Source organism: Segetibacter koreensis DSM 18137 (genome assembly GCF_000374045.1).
Classification (GTDB): domain Bacteria; phylum Bacteroidota; class Bacteroidia; order Chitinophagales; family Chitinophagaceae; genus Segetibacter; species Segetibacter koreensis.
Genome location: NZ_KB893348.1, coordinates 213,712 through 234,086, shown reverse-complemented (window position 1 = coordinate 234,086; position 20,375 = coordinate 213,712). Strand labels below are relative to the sequence as shown.

The following is a 20,375-nucleotide window of genomic DNA, read 5'->3' as shown; positions in this document are numbered from 1 at the left end:
TTTCTTTGCTTAAATGGCTTTTATCCTGATATTCATTATAGTGCTGCTGCTAGGTCATGCTTTACTTATAGAAAACTACCGCCGGTGGTTTTTAAAAATAAAGCCATTCACTCCTTCGCCTGACACGCGACCTTCCACTTTTTTTTCTGTAATCATTCCCGCACGCAATGAAGAAGAACATATTGGTGCATGTCTTGAAATGGTTCTTACGCAAAACTATCCTCCACATTTATTTGAAGTAATCGTGGCAGATGATTATTCAACAGACAATACAGCAGGTATAATACAAACAATTCAACAGCAATTTTCAAATCTTCATCTTATACAACTTGAAAAGTTATTACATCAAAAACAGTTGAACAGTTATAAGAAAAAAGCTATTGAACTCGCCATAGAACAAGCAAAAGGTGAGTGGATTGTAACAACAGATGCTGATTGTACTGTTACCAAAGAATGGCTTATGAATTTTGATAATTTTATACAAAAAAACAAATCGGTTTTTGTAGCTGCGCCTGTAACGTTTACTAACACAGGTTCATTTGTATCCATTTTTCAATGTCTTGATTTTATGAGTCTGCAGGGCATTACAGCAGCTTCGGTGCATCATGGTTTTCATAGTATGTGTAACGGTGCAAATCTCGCTTATAACAAAAAGGTTTTTTATGAAGTGGGTGGTTTTAAAGGCATTGACAATATAGCAAGCGGGGATGATATGCTGTTAATGCATAAGATCTACGTTAGGTATAAAACAAAGGTTCATTTCTTGTTTTCCTCCAAATCAATTGTAGCAACGGAGCCAATGGAAACATGGGAAAAATTTTTTAATCAAAGAATACGGTGGGCAAGCAAAGCAGATAAGTTTGACGATAAAAGAATATTCTTTGTACTTATTTTCATTTACCTGTTTAATCTTTCATTTATTCTGTTACCCTTTGCCTCTATCTGGTATAGAAATGTTTGGTGGTATTGGTTAGCAATGATTGCGGCGAAGACAATCATAGAGTTAAGATTTATGGTTCCTGTTGCAAAGTTTTTCGGAGAACAAAAATTATTATTATGGTTTCCTTTAATGCAACCATTTCATATCTTATATACCATTGTTGCGGGCTGGTTAGGCAAGTTTGGTAAATATACCTGGAAGGGAAGAGTTGTTAGATAAAGCTATTCGAGCTTATTTCAAAAACTGCTTCCCTGTTTTTGAATACCTTGGTTGCGCTTAACACCAACCATTATAATGTACTTGCCGCGTCATCTTCTCTATAAAACCTTATCTGTCAACTATTATCTTTCTCTTTACTTTCAATCTTCTTTCTTGTATTTTTGAAAACATGTCTTTCACTGATTCATATACTAAAACTTTTGTAAAACGTCTTTTAACAAATAAAGGAGCAATGTTTGGATTGGTCGTTATATCGCTCTCATTTGTTATTGCTTTTTTTGCCTATTTCATTGCCCCTGACCATACTCCTAATGCAAACCAAATGACAGTTGAAATTGGTGGAAAAAAACCAGGCTTTACAATGCAATTTTTAAAAGTAAGAAATGCTCAAGTTGAGAAAACCTCTTTTCTTCAGAGGCTTTTAAATGGCAAAGAAGAGCAGTATGATTTACTTCCTATAACCGGTTATAAAAGAATAAAAGATAGTATAATTGTTGAGAAATATATAGATGAAGGATTAGAAGAAAGACAATCATTTCATGTAGGCCAACTGGAGGATAGTTATATAACTACAAGAACGTTTTTATTAGGTTCAGACAAGTTTGGACGAGATATATTAAGCAGGCTAATAGTGGGTATTAGAGTAAGCCTCAGTGTGGGTTTAATTGCAGTTACTATATCCTTATTATTAGGTATTATGCTTGGTTCTTTAGCCGGCTATTTTAATGGTTGGACAGATGATATAATTATGTGGTTTATAAATGTTATCTGGAGTATACCGACTTTATTATTGGTGTTTGCGTTAACCTTATTATTGGGGAAAGGATTTTTGCAGGTTTTTATAGCTGTAGGTTTAACAATGTGGGTAAATGTAGCAAGGCTTGTTCGTGGACAGGTGATGGCCGTAAGAGAGCTTGAGTATATAGAAGCAACAAGAGCATTAGGATATTCTAATACGCGTACAATTTTTTTTCATATTCTTCCTAATATTCTTGGCCCTGTTATGGTTATTGCTGCAAGCAATTTCGCTTCGGCAATTGTTATTGAAGCAGGCTTAAGTTTTTTGGGAGTAGGTGTTCAGCCGCCACAGCCAAGTTGGGGTTTGATGATTAAAGAAAATTATAATTTCATCATCACTCACAACCCTGCGCTTGCATTAGCTCCCGGTATTGCTATTATGATTTTAGTGCTTGCTTTTAATATGTTAGGCAATGGATTACGCGATGCATTGAATGTAAGAGGAAGGGTATAAAGAAAGATAACCCCTTTAGTTTTTTTGTAAGTTTTGTCCTAAAACTTTCTTCTTAATGTTGCAATATTCTTATAATATTCATTACTGAATTTATTACTCCATAAAGATGAATTATGTAAACAATGCCTCGTAAATTTCCTCTTTAGTCAGTTCTTTCATTTCACCTGGTCGCATATCCGCCAATGTCAGTTTTTGTATCCTGTATCTTATTAATCTCAATGTAGGAAATCCAACTTTAGCCGTCATCCTTCTTACCTGCCTGTTCTTACCTTCGATAAGTGTAAGACTAATCCAACTTACAGGTATATTTTTCCTAAAGCGTATAGGTGGATGTCTTTCAAAAACAGTTGGAGGCTCAGTAAATGAATAGGCTTTGCAGGGCAACGTTTTATGTTGTTTTCCATCTATTGAAATGACTACACCTTTTCTCAAATCATCAATCGCTTGTTTAGTTATAGATCCCTCAACCTGCACCCAATATTCACGCTCATGCTTGTATTGTGGATTTAGTAATCGATGATTAAGTGAGGCATCATTAGTAAGTATCAGCAAGCCCTCACTGTCATAATCTAACCGGCCAACAGGGTACACATCTTTGGGAACATTAAAGTGCTCTTTCAATGTAGTTTTACGATCCTCTGACGAGAACTGTGTAAGAACATGGTAAGGTTTATAAATGATAAAGTAGCGGTGCATAAACATAAAAAAAGCCCGGTTAAAAACCAGGCTTTGCTATATGAATGGGTTAGTAAGTACAAGGAAATAAATTTCCTTACACAATATTAAAAATTGTTTTGCCTAATGCAAAAAATTTCTTTAAAAATTTTATACACATTTTTAATTTTTCTGTTAATAAGACTACTAAATCTATATGATATGAAAGAGCTTGATTTGCATTGAAGACATCAATCACAATAAAATCATAAGCACCATATAAAATAATATGCTCCGGCTATTATTTCCATTTCTCATCCTTCTTATTTCTGCTTGTTTGTAATCTTTTTATTGTTCATAATAAAAATGTTTCTTTATGAACTTTGTTATTAATAGAGATGGCTCTGTGATAATTGCATTTATTAAAAAAGATTAGCAACGCATCAATATTATCTTTACCAAAATCATTTAAATATGAAATTTCCTTCTCCTGTTTCTATAGTGTGGATGGCTGAATTAATAGGTGCTCAAGTACTGGGAAATACTGCAGCATCAGCTACCGGAATTAATGAGATACATCGTGTTGAAAGTGGAGACCTTTGCTTTGTTGACCATCCAAAATACTATGATAAATGTTTAAATAGTGCAGCTACATTTATTATTATTAATACAACAAAAGTTGCTATACCTGAAGGCAAGGCACTACTAATTGTAAATGAACCTTTTGAAGCATATTTAAAAATTGTAAACCACTTCCGACCCTTCACTCCCTCCCGCATGTGTATAAGTGATTCTGCAACTATAGGAGAAGGTTCTGTCATTATGCCAAATGCATTTATAGGTAACCATGTTACTATAGGAAAAGACTGCATAATACATCCAAATGTTACTGTGCTTGATTATACAACTATAGGTAATAATGTTGTTATACAAGCCGGAACTGTTGTAGGTAGTGATGCCTTTTATTATAACACAAAAAAGAGTCGTGGCACCTGGTATAAGAGAATGCAAAGTTGCGGAAATGTTATAATAGAGGATTTTGTGGAGATAGGAGCAGGTTGCACTATAGATCGTGGAGTAACTGCCGAAACAAGAATAGGCGCAGGGACAAAAATGGATAATATGGTTCATATCGGTCATGATGTGGTAATTGGCAAAAACTGTTTGTTTGCTGCCCAGGTTGCTATTGCCGGTGGAACAACATTGAAAGATGGGGTCACATTATGGGGACAGGTTGGAGTTAGTAAAACATTAACTATAGCAAATAATGTTACCGTTCTTGCTCAGAGCGGTGTTGGCAAAGACCTGGAAGAAGGTAAAGTTTATTGGGGCTCTCCTTCTGAAGATGCTCTTACCAAAAAGAAGGAACTTATATGGATAAAACGTATACCGGAGTTATGGAAGAAAGTGATGGAGACAAAATAAATATGAGAGAAGTTATTTAAAAATGTTCCTAAAAAACCTGCATTATTTTTATCGCCTCCTTATCCTTAATCTCAATCATTTGTCGTAAAAAGCAGGTTAGCCAGAAACCGTTTGAGGAAAATTTTTTTCCTGCAACTCTTTGCAAACACGTTTAATTGTTTCCTCTAAAGGTGTGTACTCAAAAAAGGGAAGGTTATTTCTTAGTTTGTTGTTATTATAGCTTACTACAGCTTGTGCTGACTGCGCAGTTTCCTTTGTTAATAAACTACCTTCATTTGTAAACATTGATTTCAACACTTCAAGGCGCCATATCAAGGATGCAATAAAAGGAGTAACTTTTTTATAAGGAGGTGCCTTGCCAAAAGCATTTGCAATGGCAGTAAAAATATCTCTGTATTTCCTGTTTTCAGCACTTATAATAAAGCGCTCAGCACCTATATTGCTTTCCATTAATTGTACCATTATTCGTACAACATCATTTACATCTACAAAGCCTGTTTTGCCCTGTGAATACCATGGAAATTCTTCAAATGCCGTTTTAAATATTTTTGTAGATCCTTCATTCCAATCTCCTGCACCTAATATAATTGCAGGATTTACAATTACTGCATTTAGCCCTTCACCAATGCCCCGCCAAACCTCCATCTCTGCTAGGTATTTACTTCTGCCGTAATTGCTGTTATGCGTTTCTTCGCTCCAACCCATAGTTTCATCTATTTCCTCACCTTTTCTTTTTTGCCCCAAAGCTGCCACTGAACTAACAAAACATAATTTTTTTACCCCTGCATAAATGGATGCATTAACAACATTAGCAGTACCTTCTACGTTTGTTGCAAACATCTGGGGTTTCTGCCGCGGATCATATGAAACAATACCAGCACAATGATATACCTGATGAACATTTTGTAATGCTTCTTCGAGAAAAACAATATCAAGAATGTCACCTTTTATCCATTCAACCGTGTCTTTATTTCTTATACCTGGCATTTGACTTCTGTATAAAGCTTTTACAGATTTGCCTTTTGTCGTTAATTCATCAATAAGATGAGAGCCTACCAATCCTGTTGCCCCTGTTACGAAAACGCATCCACTGTCTTTAACACCGGGAGTATTAGAGGAGCCAGGATTTTTATATTGATATTTTTCACTTTCACTCATTCAGAAAATGAAGATAGTAACCAAATTTTGTTTACGTCGATTAATAAAAACTTTTTATAAACATGATTGTTTAACAGCTTGTATTATTCTCCGCGAACGTGGTATACTAATTTTATTTTAATGTTGTTTCATAGGCCTATCAGAACTTTCATCGCACCTAGTGCCAACGTCTAACTTTTATTACAAAACTGATAAATATTCGTAAGAATTACTGTCTTTCAAACGTTGATTATAAAAAAAATCCTGTTTTCAAGTTACAGTTAAGTTAATTGAAAACAGGAAATAAAATAGTATTTATTGAAGAAATTATCTTCTAATGGCAACAGGCTTTAACCTGATGATACGTAGTGCATGCATGCCTCTCATTATTACATAAGTAACATCGAACTCAAACCACTTCTTAGCAAAATTTGCACTGTCTTTGGCATAGTGGTGATTGTTTTGAAACAATTCCCCCATAAGAAAAATACCCCATGGAGTTGAGTTTCTGGAGTGATCACCATTATTAAAATTCTGGTAACCCAGTTTATGACCAAACCAGTTTACAATAGCGCCTTGAATAGGGCCCATTAAAAAGTGGAACGGAAGCAACAAAAACCACCAATATGAAGGAGCAAAAGCTACATAAAAAGCTATGTAACCAGCTGCAAAAATTAATCTTGTAATCCAGCTATATCCAATCCTGTCCAATTTATCCCATATAGGCAAATATTCCCTTGTAAACTGTTCTTCAGGCAATCTCTCCTTAGTCAGAAATGCCTGGTAAATTTTTGCTGTATGCAACATCATCTGCACCACATCATTGAAAAAATGAGGAGAGTGAGGATCTTTTTCTGTGTCGCTATACTCATGATGCATTCTGTGCATTACACCATAAGCGCGGGGTACAAGAAATGAAGAACCTTGCGTAAACCAGGTTAGGAAATAAAAAACTTTTTCCCACGTCTTGCTTGTAGTATACATTTGATGAGAGGCATACCGGTGAAGAAAAAACGTGTGAAAAAACAATGACAAAAACCAGTGAGCAAAGAAGAAAATAAGAATAGCAAACATTACAACTAATTTAAAAATAATTTAAGTTGCAAAAGTACAAGTATCAAGCCAAAAAACGTATAATTATTCGGCTAAGCTTTGTTAAAGCGAATTGAGAAAAAGAGAATTGGTGTATAAATATTAGAAATAACAATATACGAATAAGGGAGTTTTGGTTCTTTTAACCACAAAAACTTCTATCTTGGTATACCGATTGGCCTTTTATCTTTGTAAAAAATAAATATTTGAACAAGTACTTATTTGTATTACTACTGATAGTCGGTTTAGCGTCGTGCCAGACAATTGATATCTTTGAAAAAACAACTGCTTTTAAAACTCATAATTGGAAAAGTGCGGAGAGACCTTCTTTTACTTTCGAAATACAAGACACTACTTCACTATATAAAATTTTACTGGTATTAAGGCATGAAGACGCATACAATTATAATAACATCTGGGTTAAGCTAGTTGTAAAAGGTCCCGCAACTGTGGATACTATAAGGCGTGAATTTATTTTAGGCAATAATAAACAAGGGTGGCTGGGCAGCGGAATGGATGATGTTTTTGAACATCGGATTCCTTTCAATGACAAGCCTGCTCCTTTAAAGAGAGGTAAATACACATTCATACTACAGCAGGATATGCGGGAAGATCCTTTGGAACATATAATGAATGTTGGTATAAGGGTCGAAAAGGTAAAATAGATAACTTCACAAATATGATAGTATGAACCTTTTTCGAAACACGATCGTAACTTCCACTTGTGAGCTTGTATGTTAAAAACAAAAAGAATTAAACTTATCATTGTTGTTTACTGGTTTCTGCTAACGTATATTGTTGCAGCGTTGGTTTGGTGGTTTATTTCCCTACAACAGCAAAATACTAAAATGTCCGATCTCCTGCTGAGTGAGTTGAGGCACGATGAAAGAAATTATTATAATAAAGCAACCGCTATCCTTGATGAGAAAAAAAGAAAAACTTCTCAATATGTTGGAGAAGGAATCACTTTTTTAGCCCTGATATTACTAGGAGCAGTTTTTGTGTACCGGGCCACCCGTCGACAGCTAACTTTATCGCATCAGCAGCAAAATTTCATGATGGCGGTTACTCACGAATTAAAAACTCCTATTGCAGTTGCACGCCTAAATCTTGAAACCTTGCAAAAAAGAAGGTTTGAAGAACAACAGCAGCAAAAGTTAATCGGTATAACCCTGCAGGAGGTTAACCGGTTAAACTCTTTGTGCAATAATATTTTACTTGCTTCACAGCTTGATGCAGGTGAGTATAAAATTTCTAAAAATGAGGTGAATATAAGTGAACTGGCAAAAAGGGTTTATACAGATTTTAGTGTCAGAAATTCCGCGCGGAATATTTCAGCAACGTTCGATGAAAATTTATTCGTTGCAGGAGAAGAGCTGCTTTTAGAAATGATGATGAGTAATCTCATAGAAAATGCGCTTAAATATTCTCCCAAAAATGCTGCCGTTGCTATCAGTTTACATAAAGATAAAAGAGGAATACATTTCAGGGTAAAAGATGAAGGGCCCGGAATTGCAGAAGAAGAAAGAAGTAAAATTTTCGACAAATTTTATCGGGTTGGCAATGAGGCTACACGAACAGCAAAAGGAACAGGACTTGGTTTATATTTGTGTAAGCAGATTGCAAAAGATCATAATGCTGAAATAACTGTCGAAAATAATGATAGTAACGGTTCTGTATTTACCGTTACCTTTAATGTATAACAAATAGTATGATAAGGGAGCAAAGCAAAGCCAACATTTTGTTGGTTGAAGATGAAGAAAACCTGCATGATGCATTGAAACTGAACCTGGAATTGGAGGGTTATGAAATTACCTCTGCCTACGATGGTAATGAAGCTTTAAAGGCTGTAAAAGATGAATATTTTGATTTGATAATAATGGACGTTATGTTGCCTCAGATGGATGGTGTGGCTGTAACAGAAACGATACGCATACAAAACAACGAAGTACCTATTCTTATACTAAGTGCTAAAAACTCGAGCGCAGACCGGGTGCTGGGCCTAAAAAAGGGCGCGGATGACTACATGGTGAAGCCTTTTAATTTAGAAGAGCTTTTATTGCGGGTTGACAAACTAATTTTAAAGAATAAGAAGCTAAATGATAAGGAAACAATAGGTGACACCTATGAGTTTGGAAATAATAAGGTTGATTTTAAAGCGCAAGTCGCCACTACGTGGAATAACAAAACGATTGAATTAAGCAAAAAAGAAGCAATGCTGCTGAAACTGTTGATAGAAAACAGGAATGATGTGGTGACCCGTGAAAAAATATTACAATCAGTATGGGGATATAATGTATTTCCTACTACACGCACTATTGACAATTTTATTCTAAACTTTAGAAAGTACTTCGAGAAAGACAGCCGCAATCCTGTATTTTTTCATTCGGTTAGAGGAGTTGGTTATAAATATACCGAGTAATTGCAAAGGTTTCAAATGTTTCGTTTCGCATCGATTCTCCTCCTGATCCAAAGTCACCCTTCTTTATGCTTCTTACAGGTTTTCAAGCTTGTTCAAAACCTCTATTGCCTCTAACCGGTGTTGCATTGCCTGTTCAATTGTAAAGACGGGAGTATACATACCCAAACTACAATCGTCACTTAATTCCTGCATTTGTTGCAGAGGGGCCGCAAGTTCCGGATGCTGTTCTATATAGAGTGGCAACTGCTCAATCTCAATACCGAACTTGCTATTGATATAAGAGCACAAGTTTTTGCTTAATTGTTTATAAAAGAAAGAACTGTCATTATCAGGCTGCAATGCCCTTATGGCAAATAAAAATTCAGAAGAATCATGTTTTACATTTTCTTCCCGCTTTTCTTCTTGCGTAATAATAGGCGGAGGCGCAGCTTGGGTACGGGGTTTTTGTTTTCCATTAAACCATATAAGACCTATCAGCACAGCCACGAGGCCTCCACCTAATAATATATATAACCGCTCCTTGAAGCCCCAAGTGTCGTTTGAAGCGTTGGAAGACTGAAAAAACGTCTTTTTTCCCCATTTAACAGGAAGTGTAAATGCACGGGTAGCCTTCGTAACGTACCGATTGGCATTAGGATCAAAATAGGTAAATTGTACAGGAGGAAATGTGTAAGTTCCTTTGTTATTTGCAATAAAAGGAAATGAAAACGTTTTTTTGAATTTGGCCGGAAAGCCTGACTTATCTTCATCGGTTTGTTCAGTTGTTTCAAAAACCTCAATGCCATTAGGCCATTTTATTACCGGTGCTTTTACCTGCTGTATATTACCTTCACCTTCTATTACAAAAAGCAGATGATTTGTAGTATTTGTTGTTATGTTATTTTCTTTAATTGCAATTGCCGCATCAAAGTTGCCGATAGCGCCGCTAAAGTCAGTATTACTAACAGACGGAATTGCAGGCAGACTTTTCACTTCAATTGTTTCCGGTTTATTTTGCAATGTTACTAATTGTTCTTCCACCGGTACTTGGGGTGGTTCATAATACAAGTCTCTATAGCTTATTTTGTCAGCATTATAAAAAGACACCCTGTTTTCCACACTTGTCTGGGGTAGAACGAGCTTACCCGCCTCAAGAGGCATTAGCTGTACTTTTCTTATAACAAAGACGTTGTAGGGAACTCCATTTATTTTTTCAACATGCTGGTCCTGGTCTTCACCCGTCAGTTCCACTACGGTACAGCCGTTAAACTGAGGTTGCTTAATTACCTTTGATTTAGATCTTAATCTTGTACATAACTTATAAGTAGCCAATATCGGTTCGCCTACATAGCAACTACGCTTATTTACCTCAAGCCTTATTACAATATTATTTTTTATTTTATCAATAGCCTTTTCGCCTTTCTTTAAATATTGAGTGGCAGGAACTTCATCTTCCAATGTAAACGGGTCAAAAAGAGAGCGTGACCGAGCCTGCGCAGGCAGTTGGCTTCCTGTTATATGGGCTACGCTTTTTACCTGTATAGCCACCGGATTACTTCTTTGAGGTTTATTATTAATTAGTGCTGTTGCTCCGGCCACCATAAGTGACCCTACAGCATTTGGTTTTACTATAACTGAGTACACGATTTGCTGTTTTATAACTTTTCCTGCCTTCATTGTACTGCTGCTCAAATTTGGCCCCGATACAACTGTCCACTTATTAAAGTGAGGTAGAACAAATTGCTCCATTGTTACATCATTTGCTTCATATTCTATTTGTAAAACATCATTTTTACCAATAGTGGTAGCAGAAACCTTTGTAATGAAAGATTGCGCAAAAGACACTTTAGAAAACAGCAGAACGATTAAAAATATATATCTATTCAATAGTTTCATAACGGATTATAGCAAATGTAGTATTTACTAATAGCCTAACAGATGAATAGCGGTTAAGTCACAGTTAAAAAAATGAATATAAAACAGAAGAGAATTAAACGCGGTTATTCGCAGAAAATTTTAACCCATTGTACTTTATGGATCAATTAAAAAATTATAGAAACAGTAGAGCGGCAGATATGAAGAGCTTAATAAAGAAGACGGGTTTTTTACTGTCTAAAAAGGATACAATCAAAAGTTTTATGAACAAAAAAAAAGCATGACGCATAAAGCAGCATGCTTTTTTCAAAATCCTTCCCTTATCATATAGCAATTACAAAAGGAAAATTTTCATACAGCATTAGTAACAATCGTTAAAGGCGTAAACTGTTAAAATCTTTAAATTTCAAAAAAGCAAAATACAATCGCAGAAAATTTATATCATACAGCAAACAATCTTATATAAAGCAATTTTTCGTTAGAGGCGCTTGAACTGTGATAATTCGGACACAAATAAACAATATAATTTTTGAACTAACAAACGTTAGTTCATTTTATTTTAAATTTTTTTCGCTTTAAAAATTTAAAACCACTTGACTGTAGGCGATGAATTGCACAATTCTTTATTCGTCTATTTCCTACCTCCGCACTTCTTCAACTGTTATCTTTGCGGCAAATTTTACAATTTATGCTACAGGTTAATTATATAAGGCAAAACCGGGATAAAGTGATTGAAAGGCTAGCTATAAAAAATTTTACACAAACAGGACTGGTGGATGAAATAATTGCTTTAGATGATGAAAGAAAAAAAGTGCAGGCTGCATTTGATAATACGCAGGCAAGAGTAAACAGCGCATCTAAAGAGATTGGTCAATTTATGCGATTGGGGCAAAAACACGAGGCGGAAGCCTTAAAAGCTGAAGTAGCAACTTTAAAAACTAATATTGATCCCCTGAAAACAGAAATGACCAATGTAGAAAAGCGATTAACCGAAAAACTACTTTTACTTCCAAACCTTCCATCAGACAAGGTACCACAAGGTAAAACTCCTGAGAACAACATTGTAGTGCGGGAAGGAGGCGTAAAACCCACACTTGAGGAGGCTGCGTTACCCCACTGGGAACTTACAACTAAATACAAACTCATAGATTTTGAATTAGGTACTAAAATAACGGGTAGCGGTTTTCCCGTATATACAGGAAAAGGTGCAAAGCTTCAAAGAGCGCTTGTACAATATTTTTTAGATTTTAATACCTCTGCCGGCTATGTCGAATATCTTCCTCCTTTTATGGTAAATGAAGAAAGCGCCTACGGTACCGGGCAGTTGCCCGATAAAGAAGGCCAAATGTATTATGCAGCTGCTGATAATTTTTACCTTATACCTACAGCCGAAGTTCCGGTAACAAATGTATACAGAGATACTATTTTAAAAGAAGCTGATTTACCAGTAAAAATGACTGCGTATTCACCCTGCTTCAGAAGAGAGGCTGGCAGTTATGGCAAAGATGTGAGAGGACTAAATCGTTTACACCAGTTTGAGAAGGTCGAGATTATACAAATTGTTCACCCTGACAAAAGTGATGAAGTTCTTGAAGAAATGGTAAATCATGTAGAAAAACTATTAAAAAGTCTTGATCTGCCCTATCGGATATTGCTTTTATGCGGTGGAGATATGGGATTTACCAGTGCTATCACATACGATTTTGAAGTATATAGCGCAGCACAAGGCCGTTGGCTTGAAGTTAGCAGTGTGAGTAATTTCCAGGACTTTCAAACTAATCGCCTGAAGTGCAGGTTTAAAGATGGGGCCGGTAAAACACAACTTACCCATAGTTTAAATGGAAGCTCTCTTGCTTTACCAAGAATTGTTGCTTCCCTCCTTGAAAATAATCAACAGGCAAACGGAATTATGTTACCACCAGCATTGCATCAATACTTCGGTGCAGAGTGGATTATGTAATTCATATTTTAAATAAATTTTATAGCAAAGGCATACAACGTACTGTATGCCTTTGTTGTCTATTATATTGGGAAATGCTGGACTTTCTCCAAACTCCGCCCATTATCTTTTAAACATTATTAATAATTTCAAAAATCTCATTTTATGAAGAAATTATTTAAGGGAATAGGAGCCACTGTAGTGACACTTGTGCTTTCTTTAAATGTTATTGTCGCCTTTCATGCTTACAAATTCACCCATTTTTACGATAATAAAACGGGGGCAAATAAAAAATATGAGTTAATGTCAGGCTGGGATGAGGCAAAAGCTCTTTTGTTTGGAGTTGATTATTATAAGGCTAAAATCAATAGCAAACCCGGTTATGCTTATCAAACCTTTCATATCAAAACAAGTGATGGCTTTTTGCTGGAGGGATGGTATATCCCAAAAGACAGCGCAAGGGGTACCGTAATTTTATTTCATGGCCATGGAGGAAGTAGAAGCAATATAGTAACTGAAGCAAATGCTTTCCACAATTTTGGTTATAATGTTTGCATGACCGATTTTAGAGCGCATGGTAAAAGCGAAGGTAACACCTGCACTATAGGTTTTCATGAAACGGCGGATGTAAAGGCGACCTATGATTACGTTGTTTCCAAAGGAGAAAAAAATATTATTCTTTATGGTATCTCTTTAGGAGCCGCAACTATCACTAAAGCAATGACAGATTATCCAGACATTCATCCTTCTAAAGTAATTTTAGAAATGCCATTTGGATCTTTAAAAGATGCTGTAAAAGGGAAACTGCGGATAATGCATTTACCGTCTCAACCCTTGACAGACTTACTTATTTTTTGGGGGGGAGTGGAGCAGGGGTTTTGGACTTATCATCTTGCACCGACACAGTATGTTAAAAACATACACGTACCAGTACTTTTACAATGGGGAAAAAAAGATGTACGCGTAACTGAGCCCGAAATAGATAGTGTTTATAAAAACATTGCAACTACACAAAAACATCTTGTTATCTATAATCGCAGTGGCCACGAAAGCTTGCTGCAAAATGAGCCTGAAAAATGGCTGAAGTCGATAAAATCTTTTTTAAATAAAAACAGTTAAAACTATTTTTGAATAATAACCCTTGTTCCGATTGGTATCATGTTGTATAACTGCTTTACATGCTCGTTTTTCATACTAATGCAGCCTTCTGTCCAGTTTTGATATTGGTCCACGGCATTTTCTTCGTGTGGCCATGTTCCGTGTATGCCTATACCTCCACCCTCCTTTGCATATGGCGGTACCAATCCCTGCTGCTTTCTCAAATTAAATTTATTAATATCAGCGGCAGTAGGAAAGTCGAGGCCCATGTAACGGCACCACTTGTTATGTATTCTTTTGCTTACAATTGTAAATGAACCTTCAGGCGTTTTTCGGTCGCCCGCTACTAATTTATCTCCCTGGTCATCGTTTCCAAAAACAACGGGAAAAGCTACCAGCCACCCCTGCGCGTCATACACATTTAATTCGTAATCACTTTTGTCAATAACTATATAATAAGCACTCTTGCTGTTATTTCCAGTATAAAACGAAGTGTTTACAACCAAAACAACAGCAAGAATTAAAATGAAACGAAGCCGCATCATACTGTTCCTTGTAATAATTTTATTTTGATGGAAAATTACCAAGAACATTTAAATCGTTTCTACATTTCACAAAAGTTTACGAAGCATTTAGCCCTGTGCTGCCGCATTGGGCGAAGCATGTTGATAATTAAAAATCACCTGCAAAGTTATTAACTCCAAGAAAAATAGTATCTTTTTTGGACACAGCATTAGTTCAATTATCGACTTCCGTTGTGTCACTCACTTGTACCTCATAATTTCATAGCAGCGCAAGGCAGCTCTCTGTTTTTTTAAAGTTTTACCGATCAAAAGTTGCTAAATCTTATCCCAATGCTGTAGGGGTACTGCTCTAGACCATTTTCGTGCAATTTATGGATGCTGTAAGTTCCATAAAGATGAATTGGGCCGATGCCAAGCTCACCAATATAGGCAAGGCGAAATTTTTCCAGGCCAAGGTCTCCTTTGGTTTTTACTTTACCCCTTTCGCCGCTTATTTGTTTATTATGGCTTCCAATCAGGTAACCTGCGCTTACTCCCGCACTAAAGGTTAGTCCGTTGTGACCCGGATTTGTGTTTATATTTAACATGAAAGGAACGGACGCATAAGCTGCATATAATTTGTTTTTAGAAAAATTGACGGTATCCCTGAAAATATAGACAGGATTTTTATTATAACTTATATTGCTTTCGTACCGGAAATTAAACATTTCGACCCCTAACCCATATTTAAGGTTTACATAGCCTTTTTCAAGGTTAAGCCGCTGCATAACAACCCATATGTTTACGTTTGAGCTTTTACCAGCTCTCAGTTTCAGGTCATCTTTAGTTATTGGCTTATCTCCAGGCCTTATCGTATGTAGAAAGCTTTGTGCATCAGCACTTGCATAATTTGTTTTATCATTGATATTGGCAAAACCAAGATCGAAAATCCACCAATTGGTTTTTAGCTTCGAAGGTGTATATGGTCTCTTTTCTATAGAAATTTTATTTGTTCTATTATCCCTGTTCTTTTTAATGATAATAAAATTTCCAACTACAAGAGTGTCACCTCTGTTTTGCGTTGTATCCGTAATGCTTTTAGTAGTGTCGGTTTGTGCAAATCCTGCCAGGGCAACCAGCAAGGTTGCGAGAATCATGTAAATCTTTTTCATTGCTTTTTGATAATTTGGTTGTAGTGTAGAGTTCTTTTCTTTGGTGTTGATGCTATCAATTTTATTATTCGTCGTTTCTGCGGATCTTCTTATCTAAAAAAACGGATGCTTTTTTTAAAAGCCCTTTTAGTTTGTTCTTATTTATTTCGGCCGACCCTATATATACATTTCTTTCTTCCTCCACATTGTCAGTTTCCAGGTATACAGCGTGAGTTGCCAGCGGCTTCTCTTCTTTAACAATTGGTTCATTTATCATTACAGCGTTTTTTTCGCTGGGATTAACTAAACCAGAAGTATTATTGTTATCGCTAAAATGGTTCTTTTCTATAGGTACCTCAGCAAGTTCTGGCTCCTTTTTAACTGTTCCTATATTTACTACCGGTTGTTGCTCAATCTTATTTTCAGGTTTTTTTACATTAGTAGCAACCGATTCTTGCTTGTTTTCAATTATTTCAACCTTTTGATTACGAACTTTTTGAAACGCGGCTTTATTTGCTGGTAACTTTTTTACCTTATCAGTTCTTTCCTTTGTAGTGTTTAACGATGCCAGTGGATTTTCTGTTACAAGTTTTTGAGCTTTATCTGCCTTATTTTTTTCTACAACAATTTTTGCAGTTGTTCTTTTAGAATTTATCATCCGATTCTTAGCACTGCTGTTGGTATCGGTGATGTTTATAAAAGAAATATAAGCAATGCCAACAATAGCGGCGGCCACCCCCATTCTCACCCAAACCAATGGTACAATTCTTCTTACGCTTTTCTCTCTCCGATACAATTTCTCCTTGCCTGCAAATGCAACTACCTCAGGATGTAATCTTGTTTTTTGCAGTATTGTAAATTCATTTTGCAGCTCCGGATGTTTTAAAACGAAATTTTCAACTTCTGCAGCCTGTTGTTCATTCAATTCATTATCTGCACCTAGCAAAAAATATTCTTCATAATTATGGATGGATATACTGTCCTCTTTTTTATATAAAAGTTCTTTTTGGGTAAATAAAACTGTATTGTCTTCAAGGGTTGCCCGTTGCAAAATATCCAGTTCTTTAGCAAGGTCAGGATTTTGGCTAACGAAACTTTCAACTGCTGCAAACCCCTCCGCATCAAGTTCTTTGTCTACATACAACAGAAAAAACTCTTCATAATTATGTCTGTTAATCATCACTGTTTTCGTATTTAATGTTTTTCAGCTCAACCATCTCCTCATTAACTTATATCACATTCTCCTGGCTCACTAAATAATTTCGCAATGTTATCCTCGCTCTGTGCAGGTACACTTTCACCTGACTTTCGTTCAGTCCTGTTATCCGGCCTATTTCTTCATAATTGTACCCTTCATAGTCCTTAAGCATAACCAGGCTTCGCTGTGTTTCATTCAAACGGTTCAATGCTTCCTGCAACGTTTTTTGCACGTTTTTGTTAACCTGGTATTGAACTCCTTGGCTCGTTTCCGAAAAATCTTCTGTCAAGTGCACCCGTTTTACTTTTCTTACGTGATCGATCATCTGGTTATAGGCTACAGTAAAAAGGTACGATTTGCTTTTTTCATTGTCCACTGCATCTTTGTTTCGCCACATCTTCTCAAACGCAGTTTGTACTATATCACGTGCATCCTCTTCATGGCGAAGGTTTTTCACTATAAATCGGTACACATTGTCTGCATACATGTTAACACACTCATTATATTGTTGCTCCGTCATAAACAGCAGTAGGCTTCTGGTAGTTATAATTGTGATACGATTTCATAAACAAAAAGTTACAAAAATTTCTAAAAAGGATATTGTTTTAAAAAAGGTATTTATAACAATTTTTAATACTACTAATATTTTAGCCTTAAAATACCTTTTATCCTAAAAAACTACGCGCAGGTGTATAGAAGCTTCAGTTCAAAAATTTTATCAGGCAAAAAGTGCATCAACAGGAGTTCGGTAAGATGAACTATTTTTTATCGAACAACCATTGTTTCCACATCAGCGACTAACTTTTTTAATTATTCTACCTGGTTTAGGTTCTGGGACTTGTTGTCATTATTTAAATAGCTTTGCACAAATTTTTTTAATGAAGACTTGGTATGTTTTTCTGCTCTTTGCTGTTGGCTTCGCTGCTTGTAACCAAAACAATGTTACAATTGATAACAGTCTCAAAAAGTATTTTGATGAAAACCATGTACAGGGTACATTTGGTTTATACAATAACGGTTCAGGTCAATTTACAATATATAATTTACCTCGCTTTAAAGACAGCGCTTACCTGCCTGCTTCCACTTTTGAAATTGTAAATTCTCTCATTGGTCTTGAGACAGGCAAAATCAACGATGAAAAAATGGTGATTAAGTGGGATGGTATTAATCGAATGAATTCCGATCGTGATACTGCAACTGAATGGAATAAAGACCTTACTATGGCTCAAGCTTTCAAAGCATCAGCAATACCGTACTTTCAGGAAGTTGCCCGGCGCATAGGTAAAGACACTATGCAGTTTTGGCTAGATACACTAGGGTATGCATCGAGATACAAAAAAGCTATAATAAATAAGATTGACACTTTCTGGCTCGACAACTCCATTAAAATAACGGCAGATGAACAACTCGGACTTGTAAAAAAACTCTTTTTTGACCAGTTACCTTTTCAAAAAAGAAGTATGAGGCTGGTAAAGGAAATTATGGAGATGGAAAAAAATTCAAATTATACACTGGCTTATAAAACGGGCATGGGGGTTCGTGAAAACGGTAATGCGGTTGGGTGGGTAATTGGCTGGGTTCTAGAAAATCAGCATCCTTATTTTTTCGCTCTTAATATTGAAGGCACTCGTAGTATGAATATGCCTCTAATAAGAATGAATATTTTAAAAGGTGTCTTAAAACAATTAGGTTACCTGCAGGGAAAAATGTAATTGGTTCATTTTTTGTTTTCATTAGTAAACATAACAGTAGCTTGCACCAAATGCTTTCTTTTTATTAATGTTATCGTTTCAACATATTGAGTTTCTGCCGGGCCTGCTTGTCCTTGTACCGCTTTGCACCTTATTTATTTTTTTACTAAGATGGAAGAAAAAAGTAAAAAACCAAATAGGTGATGAGGAATTGGTTAATGCTCTCACTTCTGACTATTCTGCAAAAAACTATAATTACAAATTCTTGCTCATAATTGCAGCAATTGCATTGTGTATAGTAGGAGCAGCAAACATAAGAAAACCTGCAAAAGGTAATACTGGTAATCGTGCGGGCATAGATGTAATGATTGCGTTGGATGTGAGCAATAGCATGCTTGCGCAGGATATAAAACCAAACAGGCTTGAAAGGGCTAAACAGGTCATTAGCCGCATTATTGATAAAATGGGTAACAACCGTATGGGTATGGTTGTATTTGCCGGCCAGGCTTTTTTGCAAATGCCAATGACCTCGGATCTTGCTGCGGCCAGGTTGTATGTTTCTAATGCAGGTCCCGATGCTGTGCCCACGCAAGGAACGGTTATTGGCGATGCATTAAGATTGTGTAATACTGCTTTAGATACAAAAGAAAAAAAATACAAGGCAGTTATACTGATCTCAGATGGTGAAGACCATGATGAAAAAGCAGATGCCGCATTGAAGGAGCTTGAGGATAACGGAGTAGTCGTTTATACAATTGGGATAGGGTCTCCGCAAGGCGCGCCCATTTTTGATCCCGCTCTTAATGATTATAAAAAAGATGAAAATGGAAATACAGTAGTTTCTAAACTGAATGAAAAAGATCTTCAAAAAATTGCAACACAAACAGGTGGTCAATATCTTTTATTTACCAGTGCTGATGATGTAGCCACCCAGCTAGCTGCTTCAATTGATCAAATGGAAAAGAAACAGATCGGTGGTACCGGCATAAGAGTATACAGTTCTTATTTTCAGTGGTTTTTGTTGATTGCTTTTATCCTTCTGCTGCTTGAAACAATTATTCCTGAAAGAAAAATGAAATGGTTCTCATGGGAAAAATAGTTTTTATAATAATGTTACTGCCGGTAACTCTAATTGCTAAAGGCCAGGATGACCAATCGCTCGTGGCTAAGGGCAATGAGCTATATAAAAAACAGCAGTTTGAGAAAGCCGCAGAGGAGTATCAAAAAGCTGCAGACCTGAATGCTAAAAATGCAAAAGCACAATATAACCTTGGAGATGCTTTATACAAATCAAAAAAATCAGAAGCTGCTGAAAAGGCTTTTGGCGAGGCTGCTGCTAATACGAAAGATGAAGTAGCAAAATCTAAAGCATTATACAATAGAGGCGTTACATTAAGCAATCAAAAGAAATTATTGGAAAGCATAGAAGCTTATAAGGAATCGCTTCTACTAAATTCCACCGATCAAGAAGCAAGAGAAAATCTTCAAAAAGCGCTGAATGAATTAAAAAAGCAATCTCAGCAAAACCAGCAAAAACAAGAAAACAAAAAACAGGATAAACAGCAAAACCAAAAACAGCCTGAGCAACAAAAAAACAATAGCAAGCTAAATGAAAAACAGGTAGAGCAAATGTTGAGTGCCTTACGGAAAGACGAAAAAAAGCTGCAACAAGACCTGCAAAAGAAAAATAATACCGGCAGATCAAATAGTAAGGACTGGTAATATAGAAAGCCCTAAGGCTTCTTTCACGACAACTACAAACCCTTTCCGGCAATAGTTTACTATTTTTGTGTTTCGTTA

At 36.1% G+C, this 20,375-nt stretch carries 19 protein-coding genes; 11 read left to right on the top strand and 8 right to left on the bottom strand.

Going from position 1 to position 20,375, the window contains the following annotated elements; genetic code table 11:
- The first annotated feature begins 13 nt into the window (after positions 1-13).
- Positions 14-1,159: a glycosyltransferase gene (locus B154_RS0120430; RefSeq protein WP_018616219.1), complete on the top strand. Its 1,146-nt coding sequence runs from the start codon at positions 14-16 to the stop codon at positions 1,157-1,159.
- Positions 1,160-1,328: 169 nt separating this feature from the next.
- Positions 1,329-2,411, top strand: coding sequence for an ABC transporter permease (locus tag B154_RS0120425; RefSeq protein WP_018616217.1), 1,083 nt, complete (start codon positions 1,329-1,331; stop codon positions 2,409-2,411).
- Positions 2,412-2,522: 111 nt separating this feature from the next.
- On the opposite strand, the gene B154_RS0120420 is transcribed toward B154_RS0120425, so the two are convergent.
- Complete coding sequence (locus B154_RS0120420; protein WP_018616215.1) at positions 2,523-3,113, bottom strand: pseudouridine synthase; 591 nt, start codon at positions 3,111-3,113, stop codon at positions 2,523-2,525.
- 426 nt (positions 3,114-3,539) lie between these two features.
- On the opposite strand from B154_RS0120420, the gene B154_RS0120415 reads away from it, so the two are divergent.
- Positions 3,540-4,490 (top strand): UDP-3-O-(3-hydroxymyristoyl)glucosamine N-acyltransferase, encoded by a 951-nt coding sequence (locus B154_RS0120415; RefSeq protein ID WP_018616213.1) that lies wholly within the window; start codon positions 3,540-3,542, stop codon positions 4,488-4,490.
- A gap of 96 nt (positions 4,491-4,586) precedes the next feature.
- Here the strand turns inward: B154_RS0120415 and B154_RS0120410 are convergent, their stop codons facing one another.
- Together B154_RS0120410 and B154_RS0120405 are read right to left on the bottom strand one after the other, a co-directional pair.
- Entirely contained in the window at positions 4,587-5,648 is a 1,062-nt protein-coding gene (locus B154_RS0120410) for an NAD-dependent epimerase/dehydratase family protein (RefSeq protein ID WP_018616212.1), read from the bottom strand.
- 306 nt (positions 5,649-5,954) lie between these two features.
- Positions 5,955-6,701, bottom strand: coding sequence for an acyl-CoA desaturase (locus B154_RS0120405; protein WP_018616210.1), 747 nt, complete (start codon positions 6,699-6,701; stop codon positions 5,955-5,957).
- 224 nt (positions 6,702-6,925) lie between these two features.
- On the opposite strand from B154_RS0120405, the gene B154_RS0120400 reads away from it, so the two are divergent.
- The 3 genes from B154_RS0120400 to B154_RS0120390 all read left to right on the top strand — a co-directional run bounded on the left by B154_RS0120400 (position 6,926) and on the right by B154_RS0120390 (position 9,141).
- On the top strand, positions 6,926-7,384 hold the full coding sequence (locus B154_RS0120400; protein ID WP_018616209.1) for a gliding motility lipoprotein GldH: 459 nt from the start codon (positions 6,926-6,928) through the stop codon (positions 7,382-7,384).
- A 183-nt stretch (positions 7,385-7,567) separates the two neighbouring features.
- A complete protein-coding gene (locus B154_RS0120395; RefSeq protein ID WP_245542631.1) occupies positions 7,568-8,422 on the top strand; it encodes a sensor histidine kinase in 855 nt (284 codons plus the stop codon).
- Positions 8,423-8,430: 8 nt separating this feature from the next.
- Positions 8,431-9,141, top strand: a complete 711-nt coding sequence (locus B154_RS0120390) for a response regulator transcription factor (protein ID WP_018616206.1) — start codon at positions 8,431-8,433, stop codon at positions 9,139-9,141.
- Between the two features lie 72 nt (positions 9,142-9,213).
- Here the strand turns inward: B154_RS0120390 and B154_RS0120385 are convergent, their stop codons facing one another.
- On the bottom strand, positions 9,214-11,016 hold the full coding sequence (locus tag B154_RS0120385) for a BatD family protein (protein ID WP_018616204.1): 1,803 nt from the start codon (positions 11,014-11,016) through the stop codon (positions 9,214-9,216).
- Positions 11,017-11,683: 667 nt separating this feature from the next.
- Here B154_RS0120385 and serS point away from each other — a divergent pair.
- Positions 11,684-12,955, top strand: a complete 1,272-nt coding sequence (serS, locus tag B154_RS0120375) for a serine--tRNA ligase (protein WP_018616201.1) — start codon at positions 11,684-11,686, stop codon at positions 12,953-12,955.
- Between the two features lie 144 nt (positions 12,956-13,099).
- Entirely contained in the window at positions 13,100-14,053 is a 954-nt protein-coding gene (locus B154_RS0120370) for an alpha/beta hydrolase (protein ID WP_018616200.1), read from the top strand.
- 2 nt (positions 14,054-14,055) lie between these two features.
- On the opposite strand, the gene B154_RS0120365 is transcribed toward B154_RS0120370, so the two are convergent.
- From B154_RS0120365 to B154_RS0120350, 4 genes are all read right to left on the bottom strand, one after another.
- Positions 14,056-14,625, bottom strand: a complete 570-nt coding sequence (locus tag B154_RS0120365; protein WP_157580893.1) for a L,D-transpeptidase family protein — start codon at positions 14,623-14,625, stop codon at positions 14,056-14,058.
- 236 nt (positions 14,626-14,861) lie between these two features.
- The gene (locus tag B154_RS29250; RefSeq protein ID WP_157580892.1) at positions 14,862-15,707 is read right to left on the bottom strand and encodes an outer membrane beta-barrel protein; all 846 of its coding nucleotides are present in this window, start codon (positions 15,705-15,707) and stop codon (positions 14,862-14,864) included.
- 64 nt (positions 15,708-15,771) lie between these two features.
- A complete protein-coding gene (locus tag B154_RS0120355; RefSeq protein WP_157580891.1) occupies positions 15,772-16,869 on the bottom strand; it encodes an anti-sigma factor family protein in 1,098 nt (365 codons plus the stop codon).
- A gap of 46 nt (positions 16,870-16,915) precedes the next feature.
- The gene (locus B154_RS0120350; protein WP_026260329.1) at positions 16,916-17,404 is read right to left on the bottom strand and encodes an RNA polymerase sigma factor; all 489 of its coding nucleotides are present in this window, start codon (positions 17,402-17,404) and stop codon (positions 16,916-16,918) included.
- Positions 17,405-17,762: 358 nt separating this feature from the next.
- On the opposite strand from B154_RS0120350, the gene B154_RS0120345 reads away from it, so the two are divergent.
- The 3 genes from B154_RS0120345 to B154_RS0120335 all read left to right on the top strand — a co-directional run bounded on the left by B154_RS0120345 (position 17,763) and on the right by B154_RS0120335 (position 20,297).
- Positions 17,763-18,596 carry a penicillin-binding transpeptidase domain-containing protein gene (locus tag B154_RS0120345; protein WP_018616194.1) on the top strand — a complete coding sequence of 278 codons (834 nt, stop codon included), beginning with the start codon at positions 17,763-17,765 and terminating at the stop codon, positions 18,594-18,596.
- A gap of 67 nt (positions 18,597-18,663) precedes the next feature.
- Positions 18,664-19,674 carry a VWA domain-containing protein gene (locus B154_RS0120340; RefSeq protein ID WP_018616193.1) on the top strand — a complete coding sequence of 337 codons (1,011 nt, stop codon included), beginning with the start codon at positions 18,664-18,666 and terminating at the stop codon, positions 19,672-19,674.
- Positions 19,662-20,297, top strand: a complete 636-nt coding sequence (locus B154_RS0120335; RefSeq protein ID WP_018616192.1) for a tetratricopeptide repeat protein — start codon at positions 19,662-19,664, stop codon at positions 20,295-20,297. Before B154_RS0120340 ends, B154_RS0120335 begins: the two co-directional genes overlap by 13 nt.
- Positions 20,298-20,375: the final 78 nt, after the last annotated feature.

Bases quoted from the DNA above. Each gene is read 5' to 3' on its own strand.
- B154_RS0120430 (WP_018616219.1), top strand. From the start codon at position 14: ATGGCTTTTATCCTGATATTCATTATAGTGCTGCTGCTAGGTCATGCT.
- B154_RS0120425 (WP_018616217.1), top strand. From the start codon at position 1,329: ATGTCTTTCACTGATTCATATACTAAAACTTTTGTAAAACGTCTTTTA.
- B154_RS0120420 (WP_018616215.1), bottom strand. From the start codon at position 3,113: ATGTTTATGCACCGCTACTTTATCATTTATAAACCTTACCATGTTCTT.
- B154_RS0120415 (WP_018616213.1), top strand. From the start codon at position 3,540: ATGAAATTTCCTTCTCCTGTTTCTATAGTGTGGATGGCTGAATTAATA.
- B154_RS0120410 (WP_018616212.1), bottom strand. From the start codon at position 5,648: ATGAGTGAAAGTGAAAAATATCAATATAAAAATCCTGGCTCCTCTAAT.
- B154_RS0120405 (WP_018616210.1), bottom strand. From the start codon at position 6,701: ATGTTTGCTATTCTTATTTTCTTCTTTGCTCACTGGTTTTTGTCATTG.
- B154_RS0120395 (WP_245542631.1), top strand. From the start codon at position 7,568: ATGTCCGATCTCCTGCTGAGTGAGTTGAGGCACGATGAAAGAAATTAT.
- B154_RS0120390 (WP_018616206.1), top strand. From the start codon at position 8,431: ATGATAAGGGAGCAAAGCAAAGCCAACATTTTGTTGGTTGAAGATGAA.
- B154_RS0120385 (WP_018616204.1), bottom strand. From the start codon at position 11,016: ATGAAACTATTGAATAGATATATATTTTTAATCGTTCTGCTGTTTTCT.
- serS (WP_018616201.1), top strand. From the start codon at position 11,684: ATGCTACAGGTTAATTATATAAGGCAAAACCGGGATAAAGTGATTGAA.
- B154_RS0120370 (WP_018616200.1), top strand. From the start codon at position 13,100: ATGAAGAAATTATTTAAGGGAATAGGAGCCACTGTAGTGACACTTGTG.
- B154_RS0120365 (WP_157580893.1), bottom strand. From the start codon at position 14,625: ATGTTCTTGGTAATTTTCCATCAAAATAAAATTATTACAAGGAACAGT.
- B154_RS29250 (WP_157580892.1), bottom strand. From the start codon at position 15,707: ATGAAAAAGATTTACATGATTCTCGCAACCTTGCTGGTTGCCCTGGCA.
- B154_RS0120350 (WP_026260329.1), bottom strand. From the start codon at position 17,404: ATGACGGAGCAACAATATAATGAGTGTGTTAACATGTATGCAGACAAT.
- B154_RS0120345 (WP_018616194.1), top strand. From the start codon at position 17,763: ATGAAGACTTGGTATGTTTTTCTGCTCTTTGCTGTTGGCTTCGCTGCT.
- B154_RS0120340 (WP_018616193.1), top strand. From the start codon at position 18,664: ATGTTATCGTTTCAACATATTGAGTTTCTGCCGGGCCTGCTTGTCCTT.
- B154_RS0120335 (WP_018616192.1), top strand. From the start codon at position 19,662: ATGGGAAAAATAGTTTTTATAATAATGTTACTGCCGGTAACTCTAATT.